The organism is Pseudomonas parakoreensis, assembly GCF_021602155.1.
Lineage (GTDB): Bacteria > Pseudomonadota > Gammaproteobacteria > Pseudomonadales > Pseudomonadaceae > Aquipseudomonas > Aquipseudomonas parakoreensis.
In genome coordinates, this window is the sequence record NZ_BQHY01000007.1 from 172,653 (window position 1) to 186,800 (window position 14,148).

The 14,148-nt window shown below is 53.6% G+C and carries 12 protein-coding genes; all 12 read left to right on the forward strand.

Features of this window, described 5'->3' with window-relative positions:
• The first annotated feature begins 150 nt into the window (after positions 1-150).
• The 12 genes from L6D63_RS13005 to L6D63_RS13060 all read left to right on the forward strand — a co-directional run bounded on the left by L6D63_RS13005 (position 151) and on the right by L6D63_RS13060 (position 14,104).
• Positions 151-429, forward strand: coding sequence for a hypothetical protein (locus tag L6D63_RS13005; protein ID WP_121186581.1), 279 nt, complete (start codon positions 151-153; stop codon positions 427-429).
• Between the two features lie 153 nt (positions 430-582).
• Entirely contained in the window at positions 583-879 is a 297-nt protein-coding gene (gene ihfB, locus L6D63_RS13010) for an integration host factor subunit beta (protein ID WP_003189779.1), read from the forward strand.
• Between the two features lie 27 nt (positions 880-906).
• Positions 907-1,146: a lipopolysaccharide assembly protein LapA domain-containing protein gene (locus L6D63_RS13015; protein WP_131671660.1), complete on the forward strand. Its 240-nt coding sequence runs from the start codon at positions 907-909 to the stop codon at positions 1,144-1,146.
• A 222-nt stretch (positions 1,147-1,368) separates the two neighbouring features.
• Entirely contained in the window at positions 1,369-2,445 is a 1,077-nt protein-coding gene (rfbB, locus tag L6D63_RS13020; protein WP_047295548.1) for a dTDP-glucose 4,6-dehydratase, read from the forward strand.
• A complete protein-coding gene (rfbD, locus tag L6D63_RS13025; protein ID WP_131671659.1) occupies positions 2,442-3,335 on the forward strand; it encodes a dTDP-4-dehydrorhamnose reductase in 894 nt (297 codons plus the stop codon). Before rfbB ends, rfbD begins: the two co-directional genes overlap by 4 nt.
• Complete coding sequence (gene rfbA, locus L6D63_RS13030) at positions 3,332-4,222, forward strand: glucose-1-phosphate thymidylyltransferase RfbA (protein WP_047295546.1); 891 nt, start codon at positions 3,332-3,334, stop codon at positions 4,220-4,222. The genes rfbD and rfbA overlap by 4 nt, the downstream gene beginning before the upstream one ends.
• Positions 4,223-4,275: 53 nt before the next feature.
• Positions 4,276-5,199 (forward strand): glycosyltransferase, encoded by a 924-nt coding sequence (locus tag L6D63_RS13035; RefSeq protein WP_047295544.1) that lies wholly within the window; start codon positions 4,276-4,278, stop codon positions 5,197-5,199.
• Positions 5,196-6,149, forward strand: coding sequence for a UDP-glucose 4-epimerase family protein (locus L6D63_RS13040; protein WP_131671658.1), 954 nt, complete (start codon positions 5,196-5,198; stop codon positions 6,147-6,149). Before L6D63_RS13035 ends, L6D63_RS13040 begins: the two co-directional genes overlap by 4 nt.
• Before the next feature lie 506 nt (positions 6,150-6,655).
• Positions 6,656-7,555 carry a glycosyltransferase family 2 protein gene (locus L6D63_RS13045; protein ID WP_131671657.1) on the forward strand — a complete coding sequence of 300 codons (900 nt, stop codon included), beginning with the start codon at positions 6,656-6,658 and terminating at the stop codon, positions 7,553-7,555.
• Between the two features lie 114 nt (positions 7,556-7,669).
• A complete protein-coding gene (locus L6D63_RS13050) occupies positions 7,670-8,488 on the forward strand; it encodes an ABC transporter permease (protein ID WP_131671656.1) in 819 nt (272 codons plus the stop codon).
• Positions 8,475-9,785 (forward strand): ABC transporter ATP-binding protein, encoded by a 1,311-nt coding sequence (locus tag L6D63_RS13055; protein ID WP_047295735.1) that lies wholly within the window; start codon positions 8,475-8,477, stop codon positions 9,783-9,785. Before L6D63_RS13050 ends, L6D63_RS13055 begins: the two co-directional genes overlap by 14 nt.
• A complete protein-coding gene (locus tag L6D63_RS13060) occupies positions 9,782-14,104 on the forward strand; it encodes a glycosyltransferase (RefSeq protein ID WP_131671655.1) in 4,323 nt (1,440 codons plus the stop codon). The genes L6D63_RS13055 and L6D63_RS13060 overlap by 4 nt, the downstream gene beginning before the upstream one ends.
• The last annotated feature ends 44 nt before the right edge of the window (positions 14,105-14,148 follow it).

The following is a 14,148-nucleotide window of genomic DNA, read 5'->3' on the forward strand; positions in this document are numbered from 1 at the left end:
TGTGCCTGCGATTTGGTGGCGGGAGGCTACGGTGAAACCAATCACTTCAGCGGGTTGTCTGTTTCTTTAATCGGATCAATCGCCTATTCGCGACTAAGCTGTGGGTAGTAGTCGTGCAGTAGTCGGGCGTTGCCTGGCATAAGGAAGTGGATGAACAGATTTATTGTGTTGATTGCTGTGTTGATTTTGGCTGGCTGTACCACCAGTGCCAAGACGCATGCGGTGCGTGGCGTCAGTGGTATCGAGATTGACTGCTCCGGTTTGGGGTCGAGTTGGGAGAAGTGCCAAAGGCGCGCGGCGAAGGAGTGCAAGGGGGCGGGTTACCGGGTGATCACCCGATCTGATCAGGCCAAAGATGAGGATGAATATCCGTTTGGCTTCAATCCCGCGGGCTACGTCACTCGAACCATGCTGGTGATGTGTCGCTGAATGAGCGCTGCTCCTGTTCAGTGCTTTAGTGTGCTGAAAACGGGCGTTTTGATGCCGAGAAAGATATGTCAATCCCTGGGCTGTTCAAAATCTTCCGGGCGTGCTAAAACCTTTCAAGCGCTGATCTAGCTGCTTGAAAAAGAAGGGAAAAATATGACGAAGTCGGAGTTGATCGAACGAATTGTCACCCATCAAGGGCTACTCTCATCCAAGGATGTGGAGCTGGCCATCAAGACCATGCTTGAACAAATGTCCCAGTGCCTGGCTACCGGGGATCGCATCGAGATCCGTGGGTTTGGCAGCTTTTCTCTGCACTATCGTGCGCCGCGCGTCGGTCGCAATCCAAAGACCGGTCAGTCTGTCAGCCTTGACGGCAAGTTTGTTCCGCATTTCAAACCGGGCAAGGAATTGCGTGACCGGGTGAATGAGGAAGAGGAGGAGGGGGTTTGACAGTCGCTATTTCTCAAGGAGTTTCTCATGCGTAATCTCAAGCGCGTGCTTCTTGGCGTTTTCGTTTTATTGCTGGTGTTGGTGGTTCTGGCGTTTGTGCTCGAGAACCAGCAGTCGGTTTCGCTTTTGTTTATGGGCTTTTCCGGCCCGCAGTTGCCAGTGTCGATTGTTGCCGTGTTGGCATTGCTGATCGGCATGATTATTGGTCCTGTATTGGGCTGGTTTCTGGGGCGTTCGTCCAGGGCAGCGCGCAAACGACTGGTCTGAAAGCGACAGGCGCACGGCATCTGTCGAATTTGCGCCTTGGCCTGTCTTTATCCATTAGTAAAACCATCATTAAGCTGTAAAATGCACCCTTGTTTGATCGTGCCTAAATGCATGTCGATTCAGACTGACTCTGACGGATGCCAACTGATGGTGGCTTCTGCATTCATGGATTAGACCGCGCTCGCAGGCAGCGCTGTCCGTAGCTCAAGGGTATCGTTTCGCGTGAAAATTCTAGTTACCGGCGGCGCCGGCTTCATTGGCTCGGCAGTCATCCGTCACATCATCTCCAATACTTCTGATTCTGTCGTCAATGTCGATAAGCTGACTTACGCCGGCAATTTGGAGTCCTTGGCAGAAGTCAGCCAGAACTCGCGTTACGCTTTCGAGCGCGTCGATATCTGCGATCGTGATCAGGTTGACCGTGTCCTGCGTGAGCACCAACCGGATGCAATCATGCACCTGGCCGCTGAATCCCACGTCGATCGCTCGATCTCCGGCCCGTCCGAATTCATCCAGACCAACATCATCGGTACTTACACGCTGCTCGAAGCTGCCCGCCACTACTGGGCAGCGCTGGATGATGCGCGTAAAGCCAGTTTCCGCTTCCACCACATTTCGACTGACGAAGTTTACGGAGACCTCGAAGGTCCAGAAGACCTCTTCACTGAGACCACACCTTACCAGCCAAGCTCGCCATACTCGGCCAGCAAGGCTAGCTCTGATCACCTTGTTCGCGCTTGGGCACGCACCTATGGTCTGCCGACACTGGTTACCAACTGCTCGAACAACTACGGCCCTTGCCACTTCCCTGAGAAGTTGATCCCTCTGATCATTCTCAATGCACTGGAAGGCAAGCCGTTGCCGGTTTATGGCAAAGGTAATCAGGTACGTGACTGGTTGTATGTCGAAGATCACGCTCGTGCGTTGTACAAAGTCGTCACTGAAGGTGTAATTGGTGAGACTTACAACATCGGCGGTCATAACGAAAAACAAAACATCGAAGTGGTGCACACCCTCTGTGCGCTGCTTGATGAGTTGCGTCCTGATTCGGCCCATCGTCCTCATGCCAGCCTGATTACCTATGTTCAGGATCGTCCTGGGCATGATGTGCGTTATGCAATCGATGCAAGCAAAATTCAGCGCGAATTGGGCTGGACTCCGGAAGAAACTTTCGAGACCGGTATTCGCAAGACTGTCGAATGGTATCTGAACAACACTGAGTGGGTTGAGCACGTGAAGAGCGGCAGTTACCAACAGTGGATCGATCAGAACTATGCGGATCGCTCGAATAAAGCATGAAGATCCTACTTCTAGGAAAGAACGGTCAGGTGGGCTGGGAGCTGCAACGTTCCCTGGCTCCGCTTGGCGAACTCGTCGCTCTTGATCGTCACGTCGTTGATGGCCTCAGCGGTGATCTGTCGAATCTTGAATGCTTACGTGCAACGATTCGTCAGATAAAGCCCGACGTTATTGTTAATGCTGCAGCTTATACGGCGGTCGACAAAGCTGAGTCGGAAACCGAGTTGGCGGATCGTGTAAACGGCCTTGCGAGTGGCGTGATGGCGGAAGAAGCCGCATCGCTGGGCGCATGGCTGGTTCACTACTCAACGGATTATGTTTTCAGTGGTCAAGGCGTCACGCCATGGCAGGAGACAGACCCTGTCGCGCCGGTGAACCATTATGGCGCCAGCAAGCTCGCTGGCGAGCAGGCGATTATCGCGTCGGGTTGCAACCATCTGATCTTCCGCACCAGTTGGGTGTACGGCGCTCGCGGCAATAACTTCGCCAAGACCATGCTGCGTTTGGCCAAAGATCGCGAAACGTTGAGCGTGATTGCGGATCAGATTGGCGCACCTACCGGGGCGGATCTGATCGCTGATGTAACGGCGTTGGCTATTCAGCAAGTTAATAAGCGTCCAGAGTTGGCTGGCCTCTATCACTTGGCCGCTGCTGGTGAAGTGTCTTGGCATGGCTATGCCAGTTACGTCATTGATTTCGCGAAAGCCCAAGGCGAGGAGTTGGCTGTGACAATAGTCAACCCAATCGAAACGACTGCCTACCCGACACCTGCACGTCGCCCTCTGAACTCACGCTTGAACACTCAGAAGCTGCGCGACAATTTTTCTCTACACTTGCCGGATTGGCAAAGTGGTGTAACCCGAATGCTTAGGGAAGTTCTCAACAAATGACCACGACAAATCGTAAAGGCATCATCCTCGCTGGTGGTTCGGGCACGCGCTTGCACCCGCTTACTCTTGGTGTTTCCAAGCAAATGTTGCCTATTTACGACAAGCCGATGATCTTTTATCCGCTATCGGTGCTGATGCTCGCCGGTATGCGCGAGATTCTGATTATCTCTACCCCTGAAGACTTGCCTTGTTTCCGCAAGCTCCTGGGAGATGGAAGTCTGTACGGCATCAAGTTGACTTATGCCGAGCAGCCAAGTCCCGATGGCTTGGCGCAGGCCTTTATCATCGGCGAGGAGTTCATCGGCAACGATCCTTGCTGTCTGATACTGGGCGATAACATCTTTTACGGTCAGCACTTCACCGACAATCTTCGTTCGGCCACCAATCAGCAGCAGGGTGCAACGGTATTCGGTTACCACGTATCTGATCCTGAGCGATTCGGTGTCGTTGAGTTCGATGCTTCCGGTCGCGCTCTGAGCATCGAAGAGAAGCCGCTGAAGCCGAAATCCAGCTACGCCGTGACGGGTTTGTATTTCTATGACAGTCAGGTCGTGCAGATTGCCAAGAACATCAAGCCTTCGGAGCGCGGTGAACTGGAGATCACCGATGTCAATCGTGCCTACCTTGAGCAGAAATCGCTGAATGTAGAAATGCTTGGTCGTGGTTTCGCGTGGCTGGATACCGGCACCCACGATTCTCTGCTGGAAGCGAGTCATTTCGTTCATACGATCGAACAGCGTCAGGGGCTGAAAGTCGCTTGCCTGGAAGAGATCGCTTATCACAATGGCTGGATCACTGCCGAGCAATTGGCCGCTCAAGCTGATGCGCTTAAAAAGACGGGCTACGGTCAATACTTGCAGAAATTGCTGGACACGCCTTCACGCTGATCGAAAAAAAACTTTTCGAGCAGTAGTGTTTAATCAGTGCAATCAGGATTGGCATGCCCGTAGAACATCCCAGGGTTGCAGTGTTGCTGGCGGCCTTCAATGGCATGCGCTGGATCGAGGAGCAGTTGGACTCGATCCTTGGCCAGTCAGCTGTCGATGTAACCGTCTATATCAGTATCGACCCTTCCTCTGACGGTACCGAAGCATGGTGCGCGGATTATGCCGCGCGCCATGCTCAGGTGATCGTCCTGCCCGAAGCCGGCAGCTTCGGTGGTGCGTCGCGTAATTTTTTCAGGCTGATTCGCGATGTGCCTGTGGATGAATATGATTTCGTCGCCTTCGCTGACCAGGATGATATCTGGAATCTCGATAAGCTCGATCGCGCGACCTGGGCAATTAGATTGCGCCAAGTTGATGCCTATTCCAGCAATGTCACGGCTTTCTGGGCGGATGGGCGGGCTTGTCTGCTAGATAAAGGGCAACCGCAAGTTGCCTGGGATTATTTGTTCGAAGCTGCGGGGCCGGGTTGTACCTACGTCATGAGGCATCGACTGATGACAGAATTGAAGGCGTCTATGCTCGCTAATTGGGAGGCGCTGCAGCAGGTTCGCCTACATGACTGGTATTGCTACGCCTACGCTCGCAGTCATGGTTTTCGCTGGTTCATCGATCCGTTGTCATCCATGCAATATCGTCAGCACGCGCAAAATCAGGTGGGGGCGAATACTGGCCTCGGTTCATTGATCGAGCGTTACAAGACGATTCACGATGGTTGGTGGTTCTCCCAAGTGCGATTGATCGCGAGGTTGGTGGGGGTCGCGGACCATGCGTTTGTGCGGCGCTGGCTGCCGTTAGGTCGCAGACAGTTATTGGGATTGTCCCTGAGCGCTCGGCATTGCCGGCGACGAATGAGGGATAAAGTGTTTTTCTTCTGTATATGTTGGGCTACTGCGATCGTTGGGAAAAAAGCCGAATGACAAAGCGCCGTGTATTGGTTACAGGTGCCACCGGTTTTGTCGGTGAGGCAGTGGTTTTCCGCATGCTCCTGGACAGGGCGTATGCGCCAGTCGCTGCGGTGCGGGGTAAGACCCGGTTAAGCGGCTTGTGTGATGTGGTGCCTTTTGATTTGAGCGAAAATGTTGAGCTGCCGGCGCTCGTACAAGTCGATGTGGTGGTTCACTGTGCAGCTCGCGTCCACGTGATGAGTGACACCGCTGCCGACCCCCTGGCGAAATTCCGTGAGATTAACGTTCATGGCACGGCGCGCCTGGCTCGAAAGGCGGCTGAGGCAGGTGTCAGGCGTTTCGTATTCCTCAGTTCGATCAAGGTTAATGGTGAAGCGACATTGCCTGGTATGCCGTTCAAGGCTGACGATCAGCCTGCGCCGGCTGATCCATATGGTGTCTCCAAATGTGAAACGGAAGAGTGCCTGCGTGAAATCGGTCGTCAGACCGGCATGGATATTGTCATCATTCGTCCGCCGCTGGTGTATGGTCCGGGTGTCAAGGCCAACTTCCTCAGCATGATGAGCTGGCTGAACAAAGGCTTGCCGCTACCTCTGGGGGCCTTGAGAAACCAGCGCAGTCTGGTGGCGTTGGGTAATCTCGTTGATCTGGTTGTTACCTGCATAGCGCATCCCGCTGCGGCGAATCAGACATTTCTGGTAAGCGATGGCGAAGACTTGTCCACCTCCGGGTTGCTCCGGCGTATGGCGGCAGCCTTGGGTAAGCCGGCGTTATTGTTACCTGTGCCACAACTGCTGCTGCGTGGTGCTGCGCGGTTGATGGGGAGGGGGGAGATGGCGCAGAGACTTTTCGGTTCATTGCAGGTCGACATTAATAAGACTTGCTCGTTGTTGCAGTGGTCGCCTCCGATAAGTGTCGATAGGGCCTTGAAGCGCACCGCGATTCATTACCTCGAGCGTTGATGAAGCCGATGCGAGGTCAGTTCGCATGCTGCTTTGCTTGGTCATGAAAGTTGTCGGACAGGGAGGCCGCCTCTGCATGTGAAAATTGGCAAAATGCCACCCCTTTTGCCAATGCAGGGCCCTTGGTACCCTACGCACCCCCTAACCATTGCAGCTTTGCCGAGTTATTGAAGTTCGATCCAGGCGGATGAAGCTTCCATTTTCCGGTGCTAACAATGCCCTGGCGTATTTCATGCGGTGATATCACTGGGCTATCAAGTGGCTTTGACTCATTGTTATAATGGCAAATTTTGCGCAGTCGGAGCGGCCATGAGAAGAGCATGTAACGCTTGTCCTACTGAGAATGCGCATTTTGATGGCAGGCGGAACAACGCCGTCATAATTTTATCCTTAACGCAATGGAGTGCTCGGTGGTAGTCCCTCTTCCACAAGCTGTTCAGACAGGTTCTATACCTTACCGTGAAGCAGTCGATAGACCGGATCAAGGTTCGCACGTCACGATCCTTATGTGTACGTACAACGGTGAGCGTTTTCTGTCTCAACAACTGGACTCTATCGCTCGTCAGAGTTTTCAAAACTGGGATGTTCTGGTATCGGACGATGGCTCAACCGATGCCACTCTGGATATCTTGCGCCAGTATGCCGCCGCGTGGGGCGAAGGCAAGCTGACTGTGCGGCAGGGGCCTCAGCGAGGCTTTGCGACGAATTTTCTGTCGGTGGCCTGCGTTGTCTCTGGTCAATCCGAATTCTATGCATGGGCCGATCAGGATGATATCTGGCAGGAGCATAAGCTCAAGGTCGCTCTCAAGTCGCTGCAGCATCTGCCGATGGACATTCCAGCATTGTATTGCGCGCGTACCGAATTGATTGATGATACGGGAACGATTACCGGCCGTTCGCCGATGTTTCCACGACCGCCCTGTTTTGCCAATGCACTGGTGCAGAGCATTGCCGGGGGCAACACCATGGTCTTCAACCGTTCGGCACAAGCACTTTTTCAGGCCGCCGGGGCGCATCTGGATATAGTCTCCCATGACTGGTGGGCCTACCTGTTGGTGACAGGTACTGGCGGACAAGTTGTCTATGACCACACCCCGACTCTCCTTTACAGGCAGCACGACACCAACCTGATCGGTTCCGACATGGGCGCGCGCGCGCGGTTGGCAAGGTTGCGGATGATGTTCAGTGGGCGTTTCAAAGGGTGGAATCAGAGAAATATCGCTGCTTTGGAATCGGTTCGAACACGACTGAGCAAAGACAGTCAATTGACGCTTGATCTGTTCCAGAAAGCCCGAAGATCCTCAGTTTTTACTCGATTTTTCTGGCTGAGACGTTCCGGCGTCTACCGACAGACTATGTGGGGTAGCTTGGGGCTGATACTGGCAGCGGCCATTAATAGACTATGAAGATATTCGCGCCTGAAAGGACCTTTGCAGGTTTCCTTGGGGCGCGGTAGCAGTGTTTGAACGAGAGAATTTTGATGAGATTCATCTCCCTGAGTTTTTTTAGGTGTGTGCTTAATGCGTAATTATTCGATTTCACCGAGGGAATTGCTCGGCAGTTTGTGGCGCAATCGCAGCATGATCAGAGCTCTGGTGCAGCGCGAGGTTGTGGGGCGCTATCGCGGGTCTTTCATGGGGATTCTCTGGTCGTTCTTCAATCCGGTGTTCATGCTGGTCGTGTACACGTTTGTCTTCAGCGTCGTGTTCAAGGCTCGCTGGAGCGGGGGCAGCGATTCCAAGACAGAGTTTGCACTCATTCTGTTTGCGGGACTGATCGTATTCAACTTGTTCGCCGAGTGCTTCAATCGCAGCCCGACGCTGATTCTTTCCAATGCGAATTACGTCAAGAAGGTGGTATTTCCGCTGGAGATCCTGCCATGGGTGACCGTGGGCTCCGCGCTGTTTCACATGGTGATCAGTCTGATCGTGTGGCTGCTTGCCTATACCTTTCTGTTTGGTACACCTCACCTGACGGTCTTGTTTTTTCCGCTGATCATAATGCCGCTGGTGCTGTTGATTATGGGATTGACCTGGGCGCTGGCATCACTCGGTGTTTACTTGCGCGATGTTGCGCAATTCATCGGGATTCTAACCACTGTGCTGATGTTCCTCTCCCCCATTTTCTATCCGGCGAGCGCATTGCCCGAAGAGTATCGGCACCTGCTGATGTTGAACCCGCTGACGCCCACTATCGAATACGCGCGTGAAGTGCTGTTTTGGGGACATATGCCTGACTTCACCATCCTTGGCATTTATCTCGCAGGCTCGATAGTCGCCGCTTGGCTGGGCTTTGCCTGGTTTCAGAAAACTCGAAAAGGATTTGCTGATGTCATCTGAGATCGCCATCAAAGTTCAGAATCTCAGCAAATGCTATGAGATTTACGACAAGCCACGTGACCGCCTGCTGCAGATGCTAAGTCGCGGCAAGAAAAAATACTGCCGGGAGTTCTGGGCGCTGCACGATGTGTCGTTCGAGATCCGCAAGGGCGAGACCGTCGGGATTGTCGGCAAGAACGGCAGTGGCAAGTCCACGCTGTTGCAGATCTTGTGTGGGACCCTGAACCCTACCGGCGGTACCGTGGAAACCCACGGTCGGATCGCTGCGTTGCTGGAGTTGGGCTCGGGGTTCAATCCTGAGTTCACCGGGCGTGAAAACGTCTATTTGAACGCTACCATCCTCGGTTTGAGCAAAGAGGAAATCGATGAAAAGTACGATGCGATCATCGAGTTTGCGGACATTGGCGACTTTATCAACCAGCCCGTGAAAACTTACTCCAGCGGGATGCTCGTGCGTCTGGCGTTTTCCGTTCAGGCTCAAGTCGAACCGGACATTCTTATTGTTGATGAAGCATTGGCCGTTGGCGATGCCAAGTTCCAGGCACGCTGTTTTGATCGCTTGAAGAAGCTGAAAGAGAATGGCACTAGCATTCTCCTGGTAACGCATTCAAGTGAGCAGATCGTGACTCATTGCGACAAGGCATTTCTGTTGAATGACGGTGTGCAGTTAGAGCAGGGTGAACCACGGCAGGTTGTCAATCGCTATCTGGATCTGCTGTTCGGCAAAACCCGGAATTCGGTTGTGACCGAGCTTGAGCCTGCCGTCGATGTGCTGGAAACCTACCACACGCCTGACGGCGGAATGGACGTATTTGATACGCATCCCAACTACAATCCAAATGAGTATCGTTGGGGTGATCGGGCAGCGACGATCATCGACTTTCATCTGAGTGCCGATGGTCAGGAGTATCCCGTAGCCGTCGATACTGGTTCCAAGCTCAAGCTGGCTGTATTCGTCAGGTTTGATACCGATCTGATCTGCCCTATCCTCGGCATGACCATCAAAACCAAGGAAGGGGTAACCGTTTACGGCGTGAACAGTGAAACCCTTGATTCTCCGGATTTCCGCGCCTTTGGTCGCAAGGGTGAAATTGTCGAGGTCGATTTGTCGATTGCCTGTGAATTGGCTCCGGGTGATTACTTCATTTCCCTCGGCGTTTCCACCAAAGACGGTGAAGAGGTGACGCCAAGGGATCGTCGTTACGATTCCGTGCACCTTCAAGTGCGGCCGACAGACAAGTTTTTTGGGCTGGTAAATCTAGATTCGAGCATTCGTGCCAAAAAGGTTACAAATTGAATACTTTATTGACGCAAGCGGGCTATCAACTTAACGAAGAACTCAAGATCTGGTCGAGGCCGGATTACGCGAGTATCAATTACAGTGACGGCGATACCACCGAACTACGCATCAAGTACTTGATTGAGAAGGCGCGTGATGTAAGTGTTTTTTCCGATGAACTGCGTGGCTGGTGCACGGACTGGCCATCGCTGTATTACCTGTCCAGCACCCGGGCAAATTTGCTACGGGTGTTTGACGCCGATCTTAAAGGTGACGTCCTCGAAATCGGCGCAGGCTGTGGCGCGATTACCCGCTATCTGGGCGAGCAGGGCGGCAACGTTCTTGCGCTGGAAGGCAGTGCGCGCCGTGCAAGCATTGCCCGGTCTCGTACCAGAGACTTGCCGAACGTGTCGGTATTGGCCGAAACATTCGAAAACTTCCAGGTTGAAAAGAAATTCGATGTCATCACGCTTGTTGGTGTTTTTGAGTACGCCAATCTGTTTGTCTCGGGTGAGAACCCGGGCGCGAACATGCTCAAGAAAGTCCGCTCGCTATTGAAGCCCGACGGCTTGTTGATCATTGCGATCGAGAACCAGCTGGGTCTCAAATATTTTGCAGGCGCACCGGAAGACCATGTTGTGACGCCGATGTTTGGTGTCGAGGGACGCTATAACAGCACTACGCCACAAACTTATGGCAAACAGGCGCTAGCCTCGCTGCTGTCTGGTGCCGGCTTTGCGTCCAACGAGTTTTTTGCCCCATTTCCAGATTACAAACTGCCGGTTTCGATTGTCACGGAAGAAGGGTTTGTCGACCCTGATTTCGATGCTGCGGCCTTTGCCTGGCAAAGCGCCCAGCGCGATCCGCAACTGCCTGAGCTGTGTACGTTTTCGCTCGAACTGGCATGGCCGCAGATCTGCAAGAATGGTTTGGGCATGGACATGTCCAATTCCTTCCTCATCGGTGCTTCGCCGGTGGCACGCAAAACCCTCGACGATGGAACCCTGGCAGTTCATTTCAGCAGTGATCGTCGGGCGGAATTCTGCAAGAGTTCGTCGTTCAAAAAAAGCGCCGATAACTCAATTCGCGTTCACTACGAGAAGTTGACCAATATTGCAGCAGAGTCTGCCGCAGACGCCATCGTCGACTTCAAGCTGACAGCGTCCGAACCATACATCAAAGGGCATGTGCTCTCGACAAAGTTGATCGAAATTGTCAATGCGCAAGGCTGGACTTATGCTCAGGTCGGCGAGTTTCTGAAAGGCTATGTGGCGATATTGAAAAATATCTCCGGCGGTCTGTCGGGCGCTGATGATTTATTGCCGGGTCAACTTTTCGATGCCGTACCGCAGAATATTCTGATCGACCAGCAAGGCGCCCCCCACCTGATAGATAAAGAGTGGTCGTTGACCGTCGGTGTGCGGATCGAATTCCTGTTGTTCAGGACTCTGCGTCAATTGCTTGGTTCGGTGACACGTTTCAGCCCAAGCGCTGACTTCGCGACGGCAACTTACAAAGAATTCGTGTTTGCAGCGTCAGCGGCAGCTGGCTATGGGATCGACGATGAAGATGTTCGTCAATTCCTGTCATTAGAGGCGGCTGTGCAGAGCACCGTCATTGGCCGCGAGCCAAGTGAATTTCACTCTTGGGAGGAGGATCGACAGGTTGTCGTCGACAACTTGTTGATGGCTTTCAACAAGATCCAGTCCGCCTTGGCGACACAAGCGCAAGCGTTGGAAGCCGCTGGGAGGGAAGTTGAAAGAGTTCAGGCTGAGTCCCAGCGGGAAGTCGAGAGAATTCAGGCTGATTCCCAACGGGAAGTTGGAAGAATCCAGGCTGATACTCAGCGGATTCACTCCGAACTTCGATCCGAGCTAGAGAATCTGCAGTCGGAACGCTACCGCCTGTCTGTTCGCTTGGCCGAGAGTCAGGCGGCCTACAATGATGTGATTCATTCGAACTCCTGGTTCATCACCAAACCGATTCGATTTGTCGTTCGTTCACTGCGCAACGGCAAAAAGGCTTTGCGCAATAATGTCGAAAGCTGCAAACGCGCGGCTACCGTCTACCTGCGTAATCAGGAGGTCAAGGCTCCGGTTCCCGCAGGCAAGAGTTACATCGTCGAAGCGCCAATTGCCCGTATCCGCTCAGTGACGGTGATCTTGCCGGTTTATAAAGGCATCGAGATGACCAGGCGCTGCATCGAAGCTGCCATGCCGGGCATTCTCTCGATGGCGGGTGCGAAGATCATCGCGATCAATGACTGCAGTCCGGATGCCGGTATGCAGGACATGCTGCTTGAGCTCGAAGCGCAATGGCCGGACGTTCTGACTGTTTTGGAAAATCCGAACAACTTGGGATTCGTCAAAACCGTAAACCGTGGGATGCGCCAGGCCGCAGAAGCCGACATCGTGTTCCTGAACAGCGACGTGATCGTCCCGCAAAACTGGCTGGAACGGCTGACCGCAGAAGCCTACATTGCGCCGAATATCGGTACGGTCACCCCGTTCTCGAATAACGCGACCATTTGCAGTTTTCCGGCCTTCCTGTACGAAAACGAACAGGCCTTCGGACTAGATGTCCATCAGATCGACAAAGTGTTCGCCGGGGCACGACTGCCAAATGTGAAAGCACCTACCGGTGTCGGGTTCTGCATGTACGTGCGCCGCGATTGCCTGGACGTCGTGGGCTTGTTGAATGAGGAAAAATTCGGTCGTGGTTACGGCGAAGAAAACGATTTGTGCCAGCGCGCGCTCAAGGCCGGCTGGTCCAACGTCATTACACCGAACCTTTACGCATTCCATGAAGGCGGCGTCAGTTTTTCTTCGACCAAGCAAGCATTGATCGAAAACGCCTTCAAGGCGATTGTCGAACTGCATCCAGACTATCACCTGGATATTCAGACGTTTATTGCCGAAGATCCGGTCAAACTGGTGCGTGTCAATCGTCTGGTCCAGTTGCTTTCGACACTCGATCGTCCCAAGGTCCTGCAGGTTTCCCATGAGGCCGGGGGCGGAGTCAAACAGCATGTCGAAGAGCTGAGCGAAGCGCTTCAGGCGAATACCTACAACCTCATCCTCAAACCTCGTAAAGGTGCGGGCGCCGTCTCTCTGTACATGGGCACATTCCCCGGCGCAGACGAGTTGGTCTTCCATCTTCCGGAAGAGCTTCCGAAGCTGGTTGCCCTGCTCAAAGGCTGCGGTGTCGGATTCGTCCATTTCCATCACTCTCTTGGATTGAATCCGGCACTGTTCGATCTTCCGGCGCAACTGGGTACTGAATACGCATTGACGGTTCACGACTTCTATTGGCTTGGGGGCAACCCGACACTGACCAACGAGGCGGGCGTTTATCCAGGCCAGTATTCCGATGATTTACTCAATCCTGCGTTCCCTCTGCCCAAGGGTGTCTCGGCAGCCGAGTGGCGCGAACAATTGAGAGTATTCCTCGAAAGCGCGAAAACAGTCGTGTTCCCATCTGAGTACACATTGGCGCTTTACCAGCAGTACTATGCTTTGAAGCGTCCAATCGTAGCGTTGCATGTCGAGAACAAGCGACCGGTGAGCTCTTCGGTGGCACCGATCATCCCAAAACCACGTTATACCGTGGGCGTGCTGGGTGCGCTGGGCAAGGAAAAAGGCGCGGATTATCTCGAGCAACTGGCTGCGAAAGCGAAGGCTGCAAATGCCCCCTTCGACTTCAAGCTGCTTGGCTTCGCTTACCGGGAATTAAACGGCGTTTTCACCAGCGGGCAATACGACGCTGCGGAGCTCGTGCGGTTGATCGCGGAGCATGAACTCGACTTGATCCTGTTTCCTGCGCAATGGCCGGAAACTTACAGCTACACACTCAGCTATGCGCTGGCGTCAGGGCTGCCGATCATCGCGCCGGATATCGGTGCGTTCCCCGAGCGCCTGGCCAGCCGTGAACATACGCTCGTCTACCCATTTGGCATCGAGCCTGCAGAGCTTCTGGAAGCAATGAGCACATTTGTGCAGTCATCGGTGGCGGGGGACTTGATCCAGGCACCTTCGCATGCACAAAGTCTGTTGAATCCGGATTTCTATGATGTCGATTACTTGCAACTGGTAAATAACGCTGTTCCGCGTCAGCAACAGCCCGGTTTCCTCGAGCTCCCTGCCACGGGCATTGCTGCGGCCGAGTACGAAGTGCCGTTGACCACCCGGGAAATTGTGCTGCTCGCTCTGTGGACGTTGTACCGCAAGCCTGGCATGCAGCGACTCAGCCGTTCGGTTCCGTATGGTGTGCGTCAGAAAATCAAGAGAAAGCTGACCAAGCGTCCACTTCACGAAATAGTCGACCTGCACAAAAGCTGAGCAACTTGTTCCCCTTGCCGCGAAGCTGGGGCTTCAGCGGAAGG